We start from the raw sequence: 19,089 nt of genomic DNA, 5'->3' as shown, positions 1-19,089 counted from the left end.
CCTGTTGCGAACCCAACACAAAGTCCGCGAATGTCAGCTCGGCATAAGGTGGAGGTCATGACAGACCAGGTCACCGACGCGGAGTCGGGCACTCCGGATATCCCGGGCAAGCCGACGTCGGCATCCCGCACCACCCTCAGCCACATCATGACCCACAACGACACCAACCTGCTGGGGACGGTGCACGGCGGTGTGATCATGAAACTCGTCGACGACGCGGCCGGCGCCGTGGCCGGACGCCACTCCGGCGGCCCCGCCGTCACCGCGTCCATGGACGAGATGGTCTTTCTGGAGCCGGTCCGCGTCGGCGACCTCGTGCATGTGAAGGCCCAGGTCAACTGGACCGGCCGGACCTCGATGGAGGTGGGCGTACGGGTCCTGGCCGAGCGCTGGAACGAATCGGCACCGCCCACGCAGGTCGGCTCGGCCTACCTGGTGTTCGCGGCGGTGGACGCGGACGGCAAGCCGCGCCGGGTGCCGCCGGTGATACCGGAGACCGAGCGGGACAAGCGGCGCTACCAGGAGGCCCAGATCAGGCGGACGCACCGGCTGGCCCGGCGGCGCGCGATCAAGGAGCTGCGGGAGAAGCGGGCGGCGGAGGGGTACGAGGACTGAAGCCTCGGCCGGTGCGGCCGGCCACCCGTTCGGCCCACGCCGTTTGCCCGGCACAAGGCCCGTGGCCAGGGTGGACGCGGAGGCGCTCCGCATCCGACCGCACCGTGAGAGGTGATCCCTGGTGACCGCAGCGCGGAGTTCGTACGTCCGGACCGGCGCCGCACTCGTCGGGGCTGCCCTCACCGCCGTCAGCGGCTGCTCGACCGGCTCCGACGAAGCGACGGCGAGGACCGGGGACGCGGTGCGGCCGGTCAGGGCCACCGCCTCCCCATCCGTCTCCGGCTCCCTCGTGGTGTCGTACGAGAAGCCGAAGAAGGCCGCGGACCGGCAGGCCGAGGCATTCCTCAGACGTACCAAGGCCCTTGAGGGCGTGGCGAGTTACGCCGACGCGATCATCAGGCTCCCGTACGACGTGCCGCTGCGCGCGAAGAGCTGCGGAGAGGCCAACGCCTTCTGGAATCCCGAGACGAAGGACATCACGTACTGCTACGAGTTCGTCGACGCCCTCAGGCCGATCTACGAGAAGCAGGAGACCGAGGGCGGCGCCGGGCAGCGGGCCGCCGCCGTGGAGCAGGACCTCATCGGCCTGACCAACGGCGTCCTGCTGCACGAACTCGGCCACGGCCTCATCGCCATGTACGACCTGCCCGCCACCGGCGAGGAGGAGGACGCCGTCGACCAGCTGTCCGCACTGCTGCTGGCCGGCGGTGACGACGAACACCAGCAGTACGCGATCGACACGATCAACGCCTGGGGCGGACTCGCGGAGGCGGACGCGGCCGGGGGCGTCACCGACGACGCGTACGCCGACGAGCACTCCCTGGACATCCAGCGGTTCTACAACTGGTCCTGCTGGCTGTACGGTTCGGACCCCGCCGCGTACAAGGAGATCGTGCGGAGCGACGGCAACCCGGACGGCGTGCTCCCCGAGGAGCGGGCCGAGCGCTGCCCCGACGAGTACGCGAAGATCGCTCATGCCTGGGGCACGCTGCTCGGGCCCTACCTCAGGACCTGAGCGAGGGGCCGAGGACCGACGTTCACAACTTCTCGGCCCGCGCGAGCACTTGGTCCGCCACCGCGCCCAGCACCTCGCCCTCCATGGCCGTGCCGTTCTCCGCCGCGTCGCCGAAGCTGTTCACGGACACCAGCGTGCCCCGGCCCGACTTCCGGTCGAAGCCGGCCAGCCACGGCCCACCGCTCGACCCTCCCTCCATCGGGCAGCGAACGCTCTGTTTGCCGTCGGGGGTCGCCGACGTGGTGCCCGCGCAGTACATCAGGTGCTCGCCGCGCTGCTCCTGGCTGTCGGGATACCCGAAGACGGTCACCGCGCCACCCGGCTTCCGGTCGAAGGCCACGGCCTGCGCGCCGACCGCGTCGGTCAGGGCCTCGTCCCCCTGGTCGACCACGACCGCGGCGACGTCGTTCCGCGCGTCCTGGGCCCAACTGCGCGGCATGGCGACCGCCCGGACCGCGAACACGCCGTACGGGCGCTCGCCGTCGCCGTAACCCGGCGCGAAGACCATGTTGCTGTAGTGGTTGTCCGGGGAGGCGGGCAGTTGCACGCAGTGTCCGGCCGTCATCACCGTGGAGCGGTTCCCGCTCCGGACCGCGGTGGCGGTGCAGTACGTGTCCTGGCCCTTTTCGTTGGTGAAGAAGAGCCGTCCCACGGTCTTCATCGCGGGGCCGCGCCATGGCCGGACGGACGCGGCGTCGTGCCCGAGCTCGGCGGCACCGACGTCCCGCATCCGGTCCGCCGTCCAGTACGCGAGCGTCTCGCGGCGCTCGGCCGCGGTGAACGTCACCGTGCTGATCGCCGGCTCACCGCTCGGGGTGCCGGCCGGTACGTTCCCGGCGGCGACCGCCAGGACGGCGGCGACGGCCAGCGTGGGCGCGACGATCCGGTGCATGCCTCGCACCTCCCTGCCGTGCGCGTTCATGGCGATCACGACCCGAACACGACAATAGGCGAATTCGGGAGGAATCACCTGCCGAGAACCCGGTGCGGTGCCCGCTCCCCACGCCTCACCTCCGCCGGCCGGGGCGCCGCACACCCCCGCGTGGCCGCATGGGACGGCGGCTGCGCGACGGCGTCCGGCGTCCCCCGGGAGCCGGCTCGGGCAGCGGCCCGCCGTGGCGGTACTCGACCAGGATGCCGTGGAAGACGAGCAGGGTCAGGCTCAGCGCGATCAGGGCCTCGGCCCAGTAGAAGGCCGCGTAATCCAGCAGGCAGCCGTTGGGAGGGTTGCCCGGTGCGGCGTTGCGGAGGCCGACCAGTGCGAAGAGGGTGCCCGCCATCCAGCCGAGGGCACCCCAGACCAGGCCGCGGCGCTGGCGTACGACGAGATGGCACGCCACCAGAACGGCCAGCGCGATGGCCCACATGGCGGCGATCATGAACCAGGCCAGGATGAAGGTGCTGCGCGACCGCTGCGCCTGCACCCGCACGGCCGCGGCACGGTCCTTGTAGCCGGCCGCGGCCTGGCGCAGCGTGAAGCGGGGATCCTGGTCGCGCACCACCAGGCGGGTGGGGACCAGGGTGTCGCCGACGGCGGCGACGACAACGAGGCTGGCCCGGTAGCGGTCGAAGGGATAGTCCGACGCCGTGCCCGACTCCAGCGGAACCACCACGCTCTTGACCGCGTCGATGCCCTCCGCGCTGAAGGCGACCTCGGGCTGGAGCGCGGAGTTGGTGAAGACGGTGACGTCCTTGGCCGGGGAGCCCATACCGTCCGGGTCGGCGTACGCGCCGGTCGCCGTCACAGCCATGTGGATGGTGGCCGTGCGCTGGTCGGGGTCCGTCTTCTGCACATCGGCCAGCACGTTGATCCGGCCGTGGCCGGAGCTGCCCGCGGTGAGGGGGCGCTGTCGGACGTCCCGCTCGTTGAGATAGAGGCCGATCCCGGTGGCCACCAGCGCCGCCAGCGCCAGAAAGCCCGCCGTGCCCCACAGCCATGTGGGCCGTCCTTGGCCGCCGCCGGTGATCCGGCGGGTGCGGGAGGCGGTGCGGCGGGCCATGGTCAGATCCTCGGCAGGATCGCGGCGCGACGCCACAGGAACGGGACTCGGCCGGGCGCGAGGGGTGACGCGAGGAGTGATCGGAGCCGAAGAAGCCCCGGCTCGACCGGGCCGGGGCTTCCGCGAGGCGGCGTTATGGGTCGCTGCGGGTCGTTACGGCAGGTTCCGTGCCATGACGATGCGCTGGACCTGGTTCGTGCCCTCGTAGATCTGCGTGATCTTGGCGTCGCGCATCATGCGCTCGACCGGGTAGTCACGCGTGTAGCCGTAGCCGCCGAGGAGCTGCACGGCGTCCGTGGTGACCTCCATCGCCACGTCCGAGGCGAAGCACTTGGCGGCGGCGCCCTGGTAGGTGAGGTCGGCGTCGCCGCGCTCGGAGGCGGCGGCGGCCTGGTAGGTCAGGGCGCGGGCGGCCGAGATCTTCATGGCCATGTCGGCGAGCATGAACTGGATGCCCTGGAAGTCGGCGATCGGCTTGCCGAACTGCTTGCGCTCCTGGACGTAGCCCTTGGCGTAGTCGAGGGCGCCCTGGGCGATGCCGAGGGCCTGGGCGGCGATGGTGATGCGGGTGTGGTCCAGCGTCTTCATCGCGGTGGCGAAGCCGGTGCCCTCCTCGCCGATCATGCGGTCCGCCGGGATGCGAACGTTGTCCAGGTAGACCTCGCGGGTCGGGGAGCCCTTGATGCCCAGCTTCTTCTCCGGGGCACCGAAGGAGACGCCCTCGTCGGACTTCTCGACGACGAAGGCCGAGATGCCCTTGGAGCGCTTGGACGGGTCGGTGACCGCCATCACCGTGTAGTAGTCGGAGACGCCCGCGTTGGTGATCCAGCGCTTCACGCCGTTCAGCACGTAGTGGTCGCCGTCGCGGACGGCCTTGGTCTTCATGCCGGCCGCGTCGGAGCCGGCGTCGGGCTCGGACAGGCAGTACGAGAACATGCCGTCGCCCTTGGCGAGCGGGGTCATGTACTTCTTCTTCAGCTCCTCGGAGCCGGAGAGGATCACCGGCAGCGAGCCCAGCTTGTTCACGGCGGGGATGAGGGAGGAGGACGCGCAGACGCGGGCCACCTCCTCGATCACGATCACCGTGGCGAGGGCGTCGGCACCCGCGCCGCCGTACTCCTCGGGGACGTGGACGGCGTGCAGGTCGCCCGCGACCAGGGCCTGGAGCGCCTCCTGCGGGAAGCGGGCCTCCTCGTCCACCGCGGCGGCGTACGGCGCGATCTTCGCCTCGGCCAGGGAGCGGATGGCGTCACGGAGCATGTCGTGCTCCTCGGACGGGCGGTACAGGTCGAAGTCAGCCGATCCGGCCAAGGTCTCTCACGCTCCAAGGACGCTGGGTGGCAGGTGTGATGCCGGTGCTAATTACCGTTAAGTAACTCAAATTTTAGGGGTCGGCCCACGGGAGTGATACGTGAGCTTGGCGACAGCGGGGAAGCTGCCCGTCAGACCCTCCGACTATGCTCGGGCCCGCATGCCCCATCCCCCTTCCTGGAGTCCCCCATGGCCCTCAAGATCACCGTGATCGGCACCGGCTATCTCGGCGCCACCCACGCCGCGGCCATGGCCGAGCTCGGGTTCGAGGTGCTGGGGCTCGATGTCGTGCCCGAGAAGATCGAGATGCTCGGCCGGGGCCAGGTCCCGATGTTCGAGCCGGGGCTGGAGGAGCTGCTGCGCAAGCACGTGGCCGGTATCGAGGGCTCCACCGGGCGGCTGCGCTTCACGATGGACTGGGCGGAGGTCGCCGAGTTCGGCGACGTGCACTTCGTCTGCGTGAACACCCCGCAGAAGCACGGTGAGTACGCGTGCGACATGTCGTACGTCGACTCGGCCGTCGAGTCGCTCGCCAAGCACCTGCGGGGGCCCAACCTGGTCGTCGGCAAGTCGACGGTGCCGGTGGGCAGCGCGGACCGGCTCGCGGCCCGCATCCTGGAGCTGGCCCCGGGCGGCGGCGAGGTGGAGCTGGCCTGGAACCCGGAGTTCCTGCGCGAGGGCTTCGCCGTCCAGGACACCCTGCACCCGGACCGGATCGTGGTCGGCGTGCGCAGCGAGCGGGCCGAGGAGTTGCTGCGCGAGGTGTACGCGACGCCGATCGCCGACGGCTCCCCGTTCGTCGCCACCGACTTCCCCACCGCCGAGCTGGTGAAGACCTCGGCGAACTCGTTCCTCGCCACCAAGATCTCCTTCATCAACGCGATGGCGGAGGTGTGCGAGGCCGCGGGCGGCGACGTCGCCAAGCTCGCGGAGGCCATCGGGCACGACGACCGGATCGGCAAGAAGTTCCTGCGGGCGGGGATCGGCTTCGGCGGCGGCTGCCTGCCGAAGGACATCCGCGCCTTCATGGCGCGCGCCGGCGAGCTGGGCGCGGACCAGGCGCTCACCTTCCTGCGCGAGATCGACTCGATCAACATGCGCCAGCGCGGGCAGATGGTGGAGCTGACGCGGCAGGCGCTGGGCGGCGGGCCGTTCCTCGGCAAGCGGGTCGCGGTGCTCGGCGCCACCTTCAAGCCCGACTCCGACGACGTACGGGACTCGCCCGCGCTGAACGTCGCCGGGCAGATCCACCTCCAGGGCGGCCAGGTCACGGTCTACGACCCCAAGGGCATGGACAACGCCCGCCGCCTCTTCCCGACCCTCGGCTACGCCGACAGCGCGGTCGAGGCGGTGCGCGGCGCCGATGTCGTCCTGCATCTGACCGAGTGGCGGGAGTTCCGCGAGCTGGACCCGAAGGCGCTCGGCGAGGCCGCCGCGGTCCGCGTCATCCTGGACGGCCGCAACGCCCTCGACCCCGAGCTGTGGCGCGAGGCCGGCTGGACCTACCGGGCGATGGGCCGACCGACGGCCTAGGTGAGGAAGCCGACCATCGGCACGCGGCCAAGCTGCGGCACGCCTGACAGCGGATCGGGCCGCCGCCCCCGACACGGGTGACGCCGTTTCGGCCGAGGCTCAGTCGGCCGAAACGGCGTCCTTCGCATTCTGCCGCACACCGCCGCAGCGCGCCCCATGAATCTTCAACAACCTTTCGAAATGGCTCACTTCGCTCGGTAGCGCCGCATCTTCGCGCGCGCCCCGCACACCTGCATCGAGCACCAGCGACCCCGCCCCGCCGGACTGCGGTCGTAGTACGCCCAGTGGCAGTCGGCCGCCTCGCAGGCCTTCAGCCGGGTCCAGGTGCCCTCGACCAGGGCCTGGGCGATGGCCGCGGCCACGCGGGAGAGCAGCGGGCCCTCCTCGGCCGGGGCGAGCACGGCCGAACCGTCGGCGGCGTCGACCGCGACCACCAGCGGGCTCGCCGTCAGCAGATCGCCGAGCGGGGTCACCGCGCGGTGCGGCGGATGCCCGGCATGGGCGAGGAGCGCCACCCGCAGCGACTCCCGCAGCTCCCGCGCCCCGGGCAGGTCCTCCTCGGCCAGCCCGAAGCGCGCCCTGCCCTCCGGCGTGTCCAGCGAGTCCGCCCCCGACTCCAGGTCCACCGTGTTGACCAGGGACTCGACCAGCTCCAGGCCTCCGGGCGCGGGCGATCTCTCACTCATGACTGCACGCTATCCCTCGCTTCTCGAAATCCCTTGCGACGTTACTCCCAATGCTGGACCATGAGGTAACAGCGTTACCCGTTGACGCGCTTCATGGGTAACCGGACTCCGAGGAGGAAGTCATGGCCATCGCCGAACTGGGCGCCGTCGTCCTGGACTGTCCCGACCCCCGCGCCCTCGCCGACTTCTACGCCCGCGCGCTCGGCGGCAGCGTCGAGGGCGAGGGGGACTGGGTGGACCTGAAGGTGCCCGGCGGGCCGGCACTGGCCTTCCAGGCCGCCCCCGGGTTCGTACCGCCGCAGTGGCCCGCGCCCGATCACTCGCAGCAGTTCCATCTCGACCTGACCGTCAAGGACCTGGACGCGGCCGAGGAAGGGGTGCTGGCCCTGGGCGCGAAGCCGCTGGACGCCGGGGACCGCTCGCGCAGCTTCCGGGTTTACGCCGATCCCGCAGGGCACCCGTTCTGTCTGTGCGCCTGCTGATCGCCCCCTGACCGACTGACCACCGGGAGGACCCATGGCACCCATCGCCCGCCTGCGCACCGTCGCCATCGACTGCCCCGACCCGCGCGCCCTCGCCCGCTTCTACGCCGCGGTCGCCGGCGGTACGCCCGAGGACGACGACCCCGACTGGGTCGTGCTCATGCTGCCGGGAGGCCCACGGCTCGCCTTCCAGCTGGCCCCCGAGTACACCCCGCCCGAGTGGCCGCGCGCCGACCGGAACTCACAGCAGATCCACCTCGACTTCGACGCCGGGTCCACATGGGAGGAGGTCGAGGCGGCTCAGGAGCAGGTGCTGGGGTTGGGCGCGCGGTTGCTGCACGCGGAGGACAAGGAGGACTTCCGGGTGTACGCCGATCCGGCGGGGCATCCGTTCTGCCTCTGCCGGATCGATCCACCGCGCCGGTTGACCGACTGGCGGTGAGCCGACCGACCTGAGGCGCTCAGTTGTCCAGTCCGTCCAGTTCCTCGATGGCCGCGTTGGACGGGCCCCGCGTCGTCTGAAGGTCGCGGGCCACGTCCTCGGCCGCGCCCAGCACCCGTACCGCGTTCCGCCAGGTCAGCTTGGCCAGGTCGGGCCTGGACCAGCCCCGGTCCAGGAGTTCGGCGATGAGGTTGGGGTAGCCGGAGACGTCGCTGAGGCCGTCGGGGGTGAAGGCGGTGCCGTCGTAGTCGCCGCCGATGCCGAGGTGGTCGACGCCGACGACCTCGCGCATGTGGTCCAGGTGGTCGGCGACCGTGGACACCGTGGCGATCGGGCGCGGGTGGGTCTCCTCGAAGGCGCGGTGCACCTTCATCGCCTCGGCGGTGGTGTCGAGATGGTGGAAGCCGTGGGCGCGCATGTTCTCGTCGGCCGCGACCGTCCAGTCGACGGCCGCCTGGAGCACGAACTTCGGCACGAAGGTCACCATGGCGACGCCGCCGTTGCCGGGGAGGCGCTCCAGGACGTCGTCCGGGATGTTGCGCGGGTGGTCGCAGACCGCGCGGGAGGAGGAGTGGGAGAAGATCACCGGGGCGGTGGAGGTGTCCAGCGCGTCGCGCATCGTCGTGGCCGCCACGTGCGAGAGGTCGACGAGCATGCCCTCGCGGTTCATCTCCCGCACCACCTCGCGGCCGAAGGCGGACAGGCCGCCGACCTTCGGTGCGTCCGTCGCCGAGTCGGCCCACGCGATGTTGTCGTTGTGGGTGAGGGTCATGTAGCGGACCCCGAGCGCGTACAGGGCGCGCAGGGTGGCGAGGGAGTTCGCGATGGAGTGGCCGCCCTCGGCGCCCATCAACGACGCGATACGGCCCTCGGATCGGGCGGCCTCCATGTCGGCCGCCGTCAGCGCCGGGCGCAGATCCCGCGGATGGCGCGCCAGCAGCTGCCGTACGCAGTCGATCTGCTCGAGGGTGGCGCTGACCGCCTTGTCGCCGGCGTAGTCGGAGCGGACGTACACCGACCAGAACTGCGCACCGACGCCGCCCTCGCGCAGGCGGGGGATGTCGGTGTGCAGATGGGCGCCCTGGTCGCCGGCGATGTCGCGGGCGTCGAGGTCGTAGCGGACCTGTTGGCGCAGGGCCCACGGGAGGTCGTTGTGGCCGTCGACGACCGGGAACTCGCGCAGGAGTTCCCGTGCTGCCTCCAACGAAGCGGAGGTCATCGGCGTCACTTCCCCGTGCCGAAGCCGAAGCCGTTCGATCCCTCGACCTTGGCGCGCAGGCGCTTGCCCTTCTCGGTGGCCTGGTCGTTCAGGTCCTGCTGGAACTCCCGCATCCGCTGCAGCAGGTCCTCGTCGTGGGCGGCGAGGATACGGGCGGCGAGCAGGCCGGCGTTGCGCGCGCCGGCGACCGAGACGGTGGCGACCGGGACGCCGGCCGGCATCTGCACGATGGAGAGCAGCGAGTCCATGCCGTCGAGGTACTTCAGCGGGACGGGCACGCCGATGACCGGCAGCGGCGTGACGGAGGCGAGCATGCCGGGCAGGTGGGCGGCTCCCCCGGCGCCCGCGATGATCACCTTCAGGCCCCGCTCGGCGGCCTGCTCGCCGTACGCGACCATCTCGCGCGGCATACGGTGCGCGGAGACGACGTCGACCTCGTAGTCGATCTCGAACTCGTCGAGAGCCTGGGCGGCGGCCTCCATGACGGGCCAGTCGGAGTCCGACCCCATGACGATGCCTACAACGGGGCTCATTCGGTGATGGTCCCTCTCAGGTAGCCGGCAGCGTGACGGGCGCGCTCCAGCACGTCGTCCAGGTCGTCGCCGTAGGTGTTGACGTGACCGACCTTGCGGCCGGGCTTCACGTCCTTGCCGTACATGTGGATCTTGAGCTGGGGGTCGCGGGCCATGCAGTGCAGGTACGCGGAGTACATGTCCGGGTAGTCGCCGCCGAGGACGTTGACCATGACTGTCCACTCGGCACGCGGGCGCGGGTCGCCGAGGGGGAGGTCGAGGACGGCCCGGACGTGGTTGGCGAACTGCGAGGTGATGGCGCCGTCCTGGCTCCAGTGGCCCGAGTTGTGCGGGCGCATCGCCAGTTCGTTGACGAGGATGCGGCCGTCGCGGGTCTGGAACAGCTCGACGGCGAGGTGGCCGACGACGCCGAGTTCCTTGGCGATGGTCAGAGCCATCTCCTCGGCCTTAAGGGCGAGGGACTCGTCGAGGTCGGGCGCGGGGGCGATGACCGTGTCGCAGACGCCGCCCACCTGCTGGGACTCGACCACCGGATAGGCGACGGCCTGGCCGTGCGGGGAGCGTACGACGTTGGCGGCGAGCTCGCGGACGTAGTCGACCTTCTCCTCGGCGAGGACCGGGACACCGGCGCGGAACGGCTCGGCGGCCTCCTCGACGGAGTCGACGACCCAGACGCCCTTGCCGTCGTAGCCGCCGCGGACCGTCTTGAGGACCACCGGGAAACCGTCGCCCTCCGCCGCGAAAGCGGCCACGTCGCCCGGGTCGCTGACGATGCGGTGCCGCGGACACGGCACGCCGATCGCGTCGAGCTTCGCGCGCATCACACCCTTGTCCTGGGCGTGTACGAGCGCGTCGGGGCCGGGGCGTACGGGGATGCCGTCCGCCTCGAGCGCCCTGAGGTGCTCGGTGGGTACATGTTCGTGATCGAAAGTGATCACATCGCACCCTCGGGCGAACTCGCGAAGCGTGTCGAGGTCGCGATAGTCGCCGACGACGACATCGCTGACGACCTGCGCCGCGGAATCCTGCGGGGTGTCACTGAGAAGCTTGAACCTGATGCCCAGCGGGATGCCTGCTTCGTGTGTCATACGAGCGAGCTGGCCCCCGCCGACCATGCCGACTACCGGGAACGTCACGCCCCTAGGGTATCGGCCGCTCCGGGGCGACCCTCTTACCGGACTTTTTCCGGGTCTCTGCCCCTCTCTTCCCCCTTCTCTTCCCCCTCTCATCCCCGTCTCTTCCCTGACGTATGAGCTCACGCACAGGCAATCGCGAAGGGGGGTGGTTAGCATGGCTGCGTTGACGAAACCCAACCGACAAATCGACCGACAGGAGCCTTCACAACCATGGGACGAGGTTCCTCGGGGCTTCAGGCGACGCCTCCGGCGACTCGCAGCGCCATACGGCAGCGTCTCGACCAGTTGGTGCGTGAGGTCGCCAAGTTCGGTGCGGTGGGTGGAGCGGGACTCCTGGTCAACCTCCTCGTGTTCAACCTGGTGCGGCAGGTGACCGACCTCCAGGTGGTGCGGGCGAGCGTCATCGCGACGGTCGTGGCGATCATCTTCAACTACCTCGGCTTCCGGTACTTCACCTACCGGGACCGCGACAAGAGCCGGCGCACCAGGGAACTCGGGCTGTTCCTGCTGTTCAGCGTGGTCGGCCTGGTCATCGAGAACGGCGTGCTGTACGCGGCGACGTACGGCTTCGGCTGGGACAGCCCGCTGCAGAGCAACATCTTCAAGTTCCTCGGCATCGGCATCGCGACGCTGTTCCGGTTCTGGTCGTACCGCACCTGGGTGTTCCGCGCGCTCCCGGTCGAGGAGCCGGCCCCGCCAGCCGAATCGTTCCTGGAGCGCCGGCCCGCGGCGCGGGAGCCGAGGGTCGGCCAGCGGGTGGGCTGACCCGGCGCCCGGCGTCGCCTACCTGACCGTCAGCCCCGACTCCTGTGCCTTCTTCGGCGGCGGGGTCCGGGACAGGAACAGGGCTATGACCGGGGGCTTCGTCTGCAGCATCTCCAGGCGGCCGCCGTCCGCCTCCGCCAGGTCGCGGGCCACCGCCAGGCCGATGCCCGTGGAGTTGCGGCCGCTGATCGCGCGCTCGAAGATGCGGGCGCCGAGGTCGGGCGGGATGCCGGGGCCCTCGTCGGTGACCTCGATCACCGCCTGGTTGCCGGTGACACGGGTGCGCAGGGCCACGGTGCCGCCGCCGTGCATGAGGGAGTTCTCGATCAGGGCCGCCAGGACCTGGGCCACCGCGCCCGGAGTACCCACCGCCTCCAGATGGCGCTTGCCCGAGCTCACGATCGCCCTGCCCACACTGCGGTACGCCGGCCGCCACTCGGCGAGCTGCTGCTGGATGACCTCGTCGAGGTCGAAGGTGACAGCGGAGCCGTTGCGCGGGTCGCGGGAGTTGGTCAGAAGGCGCTCGACGACGTCCGTGAGGCGTTCCACCTGCGTCAGGGCGATGGTCGCCTCGTCCTTCACGGTGTCGAGATCCTCGGTGAGGGTGATCTCCTCCAGGCGCATGGAGAGCGCGGTGAGGGGGGTGCGCAGCTGGTGGGAGGCGTCCGCCGCCAGGCGGCGTTCGGCCGTGAGCATGCGCGCGATGCGCTCCGCCGAGGAGTCCAGTACATCCGCCACCCGGTCCAGCTCGGGGACGCCGTAGCGCTTGTGCCGGGGGCGGGGATCGCCGGAGCCGAGGCGTTCGGCCGTCTCCGCGAGGTCGGTGAGCGGGGAGGCGAGACGGTTCGCCTGGCGGACGGCGAGCAGCACCGCCGCGATCACCGCAAGCAGCGCCACCGCACCGATGATCAGCAGCGTACGGCCGACCTCCCGCGTCACCGACGAGCGCGGCTCCTGCACGGTGACGGTCTCGCCCTCCTCGCCCGTCTCCGTGGCGCTGATGACGTCGCCGCTCGGCTTGGCGCCCACCTCGATCACCGGCTTCTGCGGGATCCGGATCTCGGCGTAGCGATCCCCCTGGATCTGGTCCCGCAGCACCGCTGCGTCCACGGTCTCGTCGCCGAGCAGCCGGCTGTCCACGATGCTGGCCAGCCGGACGGCCTCGGTGTCCACCCGCTCCTGCGCGGTGTTGGTGATCGTCCGCGTCTCGACGATGACGAGCGACACCCCGAAGACGGCGATCACGACGAGCACGACGGCGAGGGTGGACTGGATCAGTCGGCGGCGCATGTCCTCTTACTTACCTGTACGGCCCCGGGGCTCGGTTCTTCGAGGCTCAGCTCTTCTCGAAGCGGAAGCCCACGCCTCGTACCGTCGCGATGTAACGGGGGTTCGCCGCGTCGTCGCCCAGCTTCTTGCGCAGCCAGGAGATGTGCATGTCGAGCGTCTTGGTCGACGACCACCAGGTCGTGTCCCAGACCTCCCGCATCAGCTGGTCGCGGGTCACGACCCGGCCGGCGTCCCGCACCAGCACCCGCAGCAGGTCGAACTCCTTCGCCGTGAGCTGGAGCTCCTCGTCGCCCATCCACGCCCGGTGCGACTCGACGTCGATGCGCACCCCGTGCGTGGCCGGCGGCTGCTGCGGCTCCGCCGCCCCGCGCCGCAGCAGCGCCCGCACCCGGGCGAGCAGCTCGGCGAGCCGGAACGGCTTGGTGACGTAGTCGTCGGCGCCCGCGTCCAGACCCACGACGGTGTCCACCTCGTCGGCGCGCGCGGTCAGGATGAGGATCGGCACGGTGTGACCGTCGGCACGCAGCCGGCGTGCCACCTCCAGTCCGTCCATGCCGGGCAGGCCGAGGTCCAGCACGACCAGGTCGACTCCGCCCTTCATTCCTGCGTCGAGCGCGGTGGGGCCGTCCTCGCGCACCTCGACCTCGTACCCTTCCCGGCGCAGTGCGCGGGCCAGCGGCTCCGAAATGGACGCGTCGTCCTCGGCGAGCAGTACTCGGGTCATGAGCTGATGGTAGTCCGCTCTTGACAAGAGCTGGAGGGTGATCGGCCGCCCCGATTCTCACCGGCCTTTGGTGTGTCTCTTACCTTCATCTGCTGTGGTACAGACCTATGCCTGCGAGGTGCGATCCTGAAAGGACCATGGAAAAGGTGTTGCGGTTCCCTCGACACCTGTGATTCGGGTCTCAAGTCCTTCCATATCCGGCGGTGTCCTGACGTATGGTGAATCCACGCCTGTAGCACTGCAGGGACCTTCGGCGCACTTGACGCTGGGGGTCTCTTTCATGTGCGGGCCGGTACGCGCCGGCCCCGCGCCGTCCGCCGCTTCGTGACCCGGAGCGGAACTCCCCGTGGGCACCGCTCAGGCACACGCGTCCCGACCAGCAAGGATCGACCATGGCGTCCAGCCTGACGAAGGACTCGGCCCGCCCGGGCACCCCCGGCTCCGAGAAGACCTTCTTCGGCCACCCCCGCGGACTGGCCACTCTCTTCATGACCGAGATGTGGGAGCGTTTCTCCTACTACGGCATGAGGGCCCTGCTCCCGCTGTACCTCGTCGCTCCGGGCGGCCTGCACCTCAACGCGGGGACGGCGACCGCGATCTACTCCGTGTACGTGTCGCTGGTGTACCTGCTCACCATGCCCGGCGGCTGGTTCGGTGACCGGGTCTGGGGTCCGCGCAAGACCGTCGCCATCGCGGGCGGCATCATCATGCTCGGCCACCTCACCCTGGCCCTGCCCTCCTCCGGCACGTTCTACGCCGGTCTCGGCCTGGTCGCCATCGGTTCGGGTCTGCTGAAGGCCAACATCTCGACGATGGTCGGCCACCTCTACGACGGGCCGGACGACCCGCGCCGCGACGGCGGCTTCACCGTCTTCTACATGGGCATCAACCTCGGCGCCTTCGCGGCCCCGCTGATCATCGGCACCATCGGTGAGAACGTCAACTGGCACCTCGGCTTCGCGCTCGCCGCGCTCGGCATGGCGCTGGGCCTCGTCCAGTTCCTGATCGGCTCGCGCCACCTGGCCGACCGCTCCAGCGTCGTCCCGACGCCGCTGTCCGCCGAGGAGAAGTCCTCGACGCTGCGCAAGGCGGCGATCTGGGCCGGTATCGCGGTCGTCGTCTACGCGATCGTCGGCTTCTCCGGCAACTACACGCTGAACTGGATCCTGGTGCCGCTGACGCTGCTCGGCGTCATCATCCCGACCATGGTTCTGGTCCGCATCAAGCGCGACAAGGACCTGGACCGCCCCGAGCAGTCCAAGATGTCCGCGTACATCTGGTTCTTCGTGGCCGCGGCCGTGTTCTGGATGATCTACGACCAGGGCGGCTCGACGCTGTCGATCTTCGCCGAGTCCTCCGCCGACAACAGCGTCTTCGGCTGGGCCTTCCCGGTCTCCTGGTACCAGTCGGTCAACCCGGTCCTGATCATGGCGCTGGCCCCGGTCTTCGCCTGGTTCTGGCTGGCGCTGAACCGGCGCGGCAAGGAGCCGAGCACGATCGTGAAGTTCGGCTCGGGTCTGGTCCTGGTCGGCGCGTCCTTCTTCCTCTTCCTGGCCCCGCTGACGATCGCCGAGGGCGGTCACAAGGCGGCCGCGATGTGGCTGGTGGCGATCTACTTCACGCAGACCGTGGGTGAGCTGCTGCTGTCGCCGGTGGGTCTGTCGGTGACGACGAAGATGGCTCCCGCGAAGTACGCCTCGCAGATGATGGGCGTCTGGTTCCTCGCCGTCACCGCGGGTGACGCGACGACCGGTCTGCTCTCCATCGCCGGGGTCGACCTGAACAAGACGAACATCGTGGCCCTGGAGGCCACGCTCGCCGTCCTGGCCGGTGCCGCGGTGTGGATGTACCGCCGGAAGGTCAAGGAACTCATGGGCGACGTACGCTAGCGCTGCGCTTGCTTGAGCCGATTCGGGGCCGTTGCACCTACGTGGGTGCGACGGCCCCGTTGGCTTTGCCGCTGTGCGCCCGCGCGGCGGAGCCGCAAATTGATACAGCCCCGCGCCCCTGAAGATGTCAGCGCGTCCTCCGCCTTGGCATGAACGTGAACACCGCTCCCCCGAGCAGCAGCGCAGTTCCCGCGACCAGGCCCAGGGCCTTCAAGGCACCGTGGTCCTCCGCGCCCGTCGCCGCCAAACCGCCGTCCGTCGACGAGCCGCCGGCGGAGCCTCCCGCCGAACCGCCGGTCGAGCCGCCGCCGGACGCGCCGCTCGCCTGTTCCGTGGTGTCCAGGGTCAGGGAGACCTCGGTCTTCGTGGGCGTGCAGGTCGTCGTCGTACCCAGGGCCTTCACCGTCAGCACGCCCGGCGACAGGGTCGACTCGCCGCTCGCGCCCGGCTTGTAGGTGCCCTTGAGGTCGGGGATCTCGATCGGGTCGCCCGCCTTGATGGCCTCGGAGTTGGTCGGGCCCTCGACATGGACCGTGCCCTTGTCCGCGCCGCCCAGGACGACCTCCATCGACGGCTTGACCGAGTCCTTGGGGATGTCGGCGGGGCTGTCCATCACCGACTTCTTGAACTGGACCGTCAGGTCGAAGCCGCCGCCGTTCTTCTTGGCGTCGATCTGGACCGGCGAGGTCGCCTCCTTGTCGCCGATGGGCGTCTTGCACTCGTAGGGGACCTGGACCTCCTTGCCGGTGAAGTCGGTCTGGCCGCCGTCGCCGCCACCGGTGCTGGTGCCGCCGGCACTCGTGCCGCCGGTGTCCGTGCCGCCCGTCTCGCTCTCACTCGGCGTCGGATCGGAGGAGCCCGTGGGCAGGCCGGTCGGCACGCTCGTCGGCAGGGTCGGCACGACCGTGGGCAGTCCGCCGGTCGTGCCGCCCGAGCCTCCGCTCCCGTCCGTCACCTTGATCGTCGCCGCCTTCTGCACCGTCTCCTTCGGCGAGCACTTGGTGTCCGTGGAGATCGGCTGGTTGACGTTGATGTCGTACGCGTCCGGCGTCAGCGTCACCTCGCCCGGCGCCGTCAGCTTCAGCTTGCCCTTCATGTCGGACAGCTTCATGTCGCTGCCCTTGGGGATCGGCGGGTTCTCCCGGGGGCCCTCCATGGCGACGTCCGCCGTCTGCGCGCCGGCCGCCTTCAGGGTTCCCGTCGGCCGGACGGTGTTCTCGCCCAGGTCGAGGATGTCGGGGTTCTTGGACGCCGCCTGGACGAACTTCCAGACGATCTCCACCTCGTCGCCGACCTTCGCCTCGGCGGGCGCGGTGACCTCCACCTTCGTGGTGCCCTGGACCGGCGGCAGCCCGGAGATGGCGGGCGGGATGCACTCGGTCGCGTACGCCACCTCCGCCGCCTGGGCGGTCCCGGCGGACACGCCGAGCAGGACGCCCGCGCCGCCGAGCATCAGGGCGACGCCCGCCGCACTCGCTCTCCCGGGCATGGCCGGTATGACTCTCCTTCGCTTGCTCACGGGGGTCCCTTCCTGGTCGGAGTCGTAGGACTCGTCGGGCTGTCGTCGTGCGGTGCGGAGAGCCGGCCGGCCGTACCCGGGTCGTTGTCCGGGGCGAACCACGGCAGGGTCGAGGAGGGGGAAGCCGCGTGCCTCGCCTCTTCCCGGGGCCTCAACCCCGGCAGTCGAAGGGCGACTTCGGGCAGGCGCAGGCCGCGACGGCGGGCCGGCTGCCGCGGCCGTATCCGGTCCACCACCGCCATCCCGACGCGGAACAGCGCCGCCGGGACGACCAGGCCGACCAGGATCCAGAACAGCGTCACGCCCCAGGGCCGGCCCACGCCCCAGGGCTGTTCGGCCATCACCTTGCCGCCGTACTTCAGGGAGACGGTGTAGTCGCCGTGCGCCCCGGCGGCGAGCTCCACCGGCAGCTCGATCCGCGCCTTGCGCCCCGGCTGGATCGTGCCGCGCCACTGCTGCTCCTGCCACTGCGGGGCGAACACGCCGTGGGAGGTGCCGACTTGGAAGAGCGGGTTCTTGACGGCGGAGGTGCCGACGTTGCCCACGGTGAAGACCAGCGTCCGCGCCGGCGGCGCGCCGAACCAGGTGAGCAGGCCGCTGGAGCCGTCCAGCCGGGTGTCGGTGAGCACCGACAGGCGGCCGCCCGCCGGCTCCGCGGGCAGCGGCTCGACCGCGTGCCCGGCGACCTGGAAGATGGCGTCGGCCTCGGCCTTCGCTCCGGTCACCGTCGCCACATGCACCACGCACGGGCACGGCACGGGCGGCTCGGCCACCGGCAGCTTCCGGCTGAAGCGGCCCTCGGCGTCCGTCGTCACGGCCCTGCCGTCCGCGTTGGCGCAGGAGTTGGTGCCACCGGTCACCCCGGTCGACGGCACGGACTGGCCGCAGATCAGGAGCATCAGCAGGGCACGCGGCCGCCAGCCGCCGCCGGTCACGGTGATCGAACCGCCCGTCCCCGCCTGGGCCTTGGACAGCTTCACGGAGGGCGGGTCGTCGGCCGCCGACGCGGTCGCCGCCGGCGACAGCAGCGCCAGCACGGCCAGCAACGCCACGATCCGCACCTTGGCGCTCACGTCCCCGCTCCCGTCAGTTCGGCTTGTTCCAGCGGTCGTTGGGGCTCCTCGGCGACGCCCGGCCCACGGCGCCTGCGATGTCGTACGACGAACAGGGCGCCCACCGCCGCCATCGCCCCTGCGGTCCCCGCCACCGCGCCCCGGTCCACGAACCGCGCCGACGCCTGTGCCGTGTCGCGCGCGCCGCCCGTCGCCGTCACCGTCAGCCGGACGTCGACCGCGTCGAGGGCGGGGCGGTCGGGCCAGGGCTCGGTGAGCTTGGTACGGCTGCCGGGCGGCAGATCGACGGGGAGGGTGCGCGGGGCGCGGTCGAGGAGGCGGCCGAAGACGCCGTCGGCGCGGACCGCGAGGGTCGGGGTGAGGGGGGTCGTGCCGCGGTTGACCAGCTCGTAGGTGATGCCGTCGGTGCGCACCGCCACCCGCTCGACGGTCAGCGCGGACAGTTCGGGGCCGGTGACGCGCAGGCGGAGCCCGACGGTCTCGGCGCGGCCGTCGGTGTCGCGGGCGACGATCTCGCCGGAGCGGTCGCCGGGGGCCGTGCCCGTCGGGACGGTCACCGTGAACGGGACCTCGGCGCGGGTGCGGGCCGGGATCCGCACCCGGCTCTCGGCGAAGGCGACGGGGACGCCGGTGCCGTGCAGGCGTACGGTGACCGGCTTCTCGCCCCGGTTCGTCACGGACACCGTGTCCCGCTGGACCGTGCCGGGCCCGCCCTCGGTGTAGAACGACGGGCGACCGCCGCCGGTGGGCGCGACGGACCAGGACTCGGCGGCGGTCGCCGCGGGGGCGGCCGCCAGCAGGAGCGGTAGCAGCAGGGGCAGGCACAGGACACGGGCGGCTGACGACATCGGCGGCTC

Annotated in this window: 19 protein-coding genes; 7 read left to right on the top strand and 12 right to left on the bottom strand. The window is 70.9% G+C overall.

Translation table 11 applies throughout. The annotated features are described in order from the left end of the window. Positions 1 to 57 precede the first annotated feature (57 nt). Together IM697_RS05785 and IM697_RS05780 are read left to right on the top strand one after the other, a co-directional pair. On the top strand, positions 58 to 615 hold the full coding sequence (locus IM697_RS05785; protein ID WP_228044522.1) for an acyl-CoA thioesterase: 558 nt from the start codon (positions 58 to 60) through the stop codon (positions 613 to 615). Between the two features lie 121 nt (positions 616 to 736). Next, positions 737 to 1,630 carry a DUF4344 domain-containing metallopeptidase gene (locus IM697_RS05780; RefSeq protein ID WP_194045359.1) on the top strand — a complete coding sequence of 298 codons (894 nt, stop codon included), beginning with the start codon at positions 737 to 739 and terminating at the stop codon, positions 1,628 to 1,630. A gap of 22 nt (positions 1,631 to 1,652) precedes the next feature. On the opposite strand, the gene IM697_RS05775 is transcribed toward IM697_RS05780, so the two are convergent. The 3 genes from IM697_RS05775 to IM697_RS05765 all read right to left on the bottom strand — a co-directional run bounded on the left by IM697_RS05775 (position 1,653) and on the right by IM697_RS05765 (position 4,941). Further along, positions 1,653 to 2,522 (bottom strand): trypsin-like serine peptidase, encoded by an 870-nt coding sequence (locus IM697_RS05775; protein ID WP_194045357.1) that lies wholly within the window; start codon positions 2,520 to 2,522, stop codon positions 1,653 to 1,655. Between the two features lie 115 nt (positions 2,523 to 2,637). Continuing rightward, entirely contained in the window at positions 2,638 to 3,630 is a 993-nt protein-coding gene (locus tag IM697_RS05770; protein WP_194045355.1) for a DUF4436 family protein, read from the bottom strand. Positions 3,631 to 3,783: 153 nt separating this feature from the next. Then, positions 3,784 to 4,941, bottom strand: coding sequence for an acyl-CoA dehydrogenase (locus IM697_RS05765; protein WP_265582703.1), 1,158 nt, complete (start codon positions 4,939 to 4,941; stop codon positions 3,784 to 3,786). 189 nt (positions 4,942 to 5,130) lie between these two features. Between IM697_RS05765 and IM697_RS05760 the strand changes: the two genes are divergently transcribed. Continuing rightward, a complete protein-coding gene (locus tag IM697_RS05760) occupies positions 5,131 to 6,474 on the top strand; it encodes a UDP-glucose dehydrogenase family protein (RefSeq protein ID WP_194045352.1) in 1,344 nt (447 codons plus the stop codon). A gap of 185 nt (positions 6,475 to 6,659) precedes the next feature. Here IM697_RS05760 and IM697_RS05755 read toward each other — a convergent pair whose 3' ends face one another. Then, positions 6,660 to 7,160: a CGNR zinc finger domain-containing protein gene (locus IM697_RS05755; protein WP_194045350.1), complete on the bottom strand. Its 501-nt coding sequence runs from the start codon at positions 7,158 to 7,160 to the stop codon at positions 6,660 to 6,662. Positions 7,161 to 7,282: 122 nt separating this feature from the next. Here IM697_RS05755 and IM697_RS05750 point away from each other — a divergent pair, with 122 nt between their 5' ends. Next, positions 7,283 to 7,642 carry a VOC family protein gene (locus IM697_RS05750; protein ID WP_194045348.1) on the top strand — a complete coding sequence of 120 codons (360 nt, stop codon included), beginning with the start codon at positions 7,283 to 7,285 and terminating at the stop codon, positions 7,640 to 7,642. A 34-nt stretch (positions 7,643 to 7,676) separates the two neighbouring features. Continuing rightward, complete coding sequence (locus IM697_RS05745; RefSeq protein WP_194045346.1) at positions 7,677 to 8,084, top strand: VOC family protein; 408 nt, start codon at positions 7,677 to 7,679, stop codon at positions 8,082 to 8,084. A gap of 19 nt (positions 8,085 to 8,103) precedes the next feature. On the opposite strand, the gene IM697_RS05740 is transcribed toward IM697_RS05745, so the two are convergent. The 3 genes from IM697_RS05740 to IM697_RS05730 are packed head-to-tail and all read right to left on the bottom strand — an operon-like array spanning position 8,104 to position 10,972. Next, on the bottom strand, positions 8,104 to 9,303 hold the full coding sequence (locus IM697_RS05740) for a dipeptidase (RefSeq protein ID WP_194045344.1): 1,200 nt from the start codon (positions 9,301 to 9,303) through the stop codon (positions 8,104 to 8,106). A gap of 5 nt (positions 9,304 to 9,308) precedes the next feature. Continuing rightward, a complete protein-coding gene (purE, locus tag IM697_RS05735) occupies positions 9,309 to 9,836 on the bottom strand; it encodes a 5-(carboxyamino)imidazole ribonucleotide mutase (RefSeq protein WP_194045342.1) in 528 nt (175 codons plus the stop codon). Then, complete coding sequence (locus tag IM697_RS05730; RefSeq protein ID WP_194045341.1) at positions 9,833 to 10,972, bottom strand: 5-(carboxyamino)imidazole ribonucleotide synthase; 1,140 nt, start codon at positions 10,970 to 10,972, stop codon at positions 9,833 to 9,835. Before IM697_RS05730 ends, purE begins: the two co-directional genes overlap by 4 nt. Before the next feature lie 210 nt (positions 10,973 to 11,182). On the opposite strand from IM697_RS05730, the gene IM697_RS05725 reads away from it, so the two are divergent. After that, positions 11,183 to 11,737, top strand: coding sequence for a GtrA family protein (locus tag IM697_RS05725; RefSeq protein WP_194045340.1), 555 nt, complete (start codon positions 11,183 to 11,185; stop codon positions 11,735 to 11,737). Positions 11,738 to 11,755: 18 nt separating this feature from the next. On the opposite strand, the gene IM697_RS05720 is transcribed toward IM697_RS05725, so the two are convergent. Together IM697_RS05720 and IM697_RS05715 are read right to left on the bottom strand one after the other, a co-directional pair. After that, positions 11,756 to 13,027, bottom strand: a complete 1,272-nt coding sequence (locus IM697_RS05720) for an ATP-binding protein (RefSeq protein ID WP_194045339.1) — start codon at positions 13,025 to 13,027, stop codon at positions 11,756 to 11,758. A 46-nt stretch (positions 13,028 to 13,073) separates the two neighbouring features. Further along, entirely contained in the window at positions 13,074 to 13,751 is a 678-nt protein-coding gene (locus IM697_RS05715; protein WP_194045338.1) for a response regulator transcription factor, read from the bottom strand. A gap of 392 nt (positions 13,752 to 14,143) precedes the next feature. On the opposite strand from IM697_RS05715, the gene IM697_RS05710 reads away from it, so the two are divergent. After that, on the top strand, positions 14,144 to 15,640 hold the full coding sequence (locus IM697_RS05710) for an oligopeptide:H+ symporter (protein ID WP_194045337.1): 1,497 nt from the start codon (positions 14,144 to 14,146) through the stop codon (positions 15,638 to 15,640). Positions 15,641 to 15,767: 127 nt separating this feature from the next. Here the strand turns inward: IM697_RS05710 and IM697_RS05705 are convergent, their stop codons facing one another. Genes IM697_RS05705 through IM697_RS05695 form a run of 3 tightly spaced genes read right to left on the bottom strand, consistent with a single transcriptional unit; the run spans position 15,768 to position 19,080 of the window. Further along, positions 15,768 to 17,129, bottom strand: a complete 1,362-nt coding sequence (locus IM697_RS05705; RefSeq protein ID WP_228044517.1) for a hypothetical protein — start codon at positions 17,127 to 17,129, stop codon at positions 15,768 to 15,770. 26 nt (positions 17,130 to 17,155) lie between these two features. Then, positions 17,156 to 18,232 (bottom strand): hypothetical protein, encoded by a 1,077-nt coding sequence (locus IM697_RS05700; RefSeq protein WP_194045336.1) that lies wholly within the window; start codon positions 18,230 to 18,232, stop codon positions 17,156 to 17,158. Beyond that, the gene (locus tag IM697_RS05695) at positions 18,229 to 19,080 is read right to left on the bottom strand and encodes a COG1470 family protein (RefSeq protein ID WP_194045335.1); all 852 of its coding nucleotides are present in this window, start codon (positions 19,078 to 19,080) and stop codon (positions 18,229 to 18,231) included. The genes IM697_RS05700 and IM697_RS05695 overlap by 4 nt, the downstream gene beginning before the upstream one ends. Positions 19,081 to 19,089: the final 9 nt, after the last annotated feature.

It is taken from the genome of Streptomyces ferrugineus, from assembly GCF_015160855.1.
Classification (GTDB): Bacteria; Actinomycetota; Actinomycetes; order Streptomycetales; family Streptomycetaceae; genus Streptomyces; species Streptomyces ferrugineus.
The sequence above is the reverse complement of the archived record's forward strand: the minus strand, read 5'-3'. Positions and strand labels throughout refer to the sequence as shown.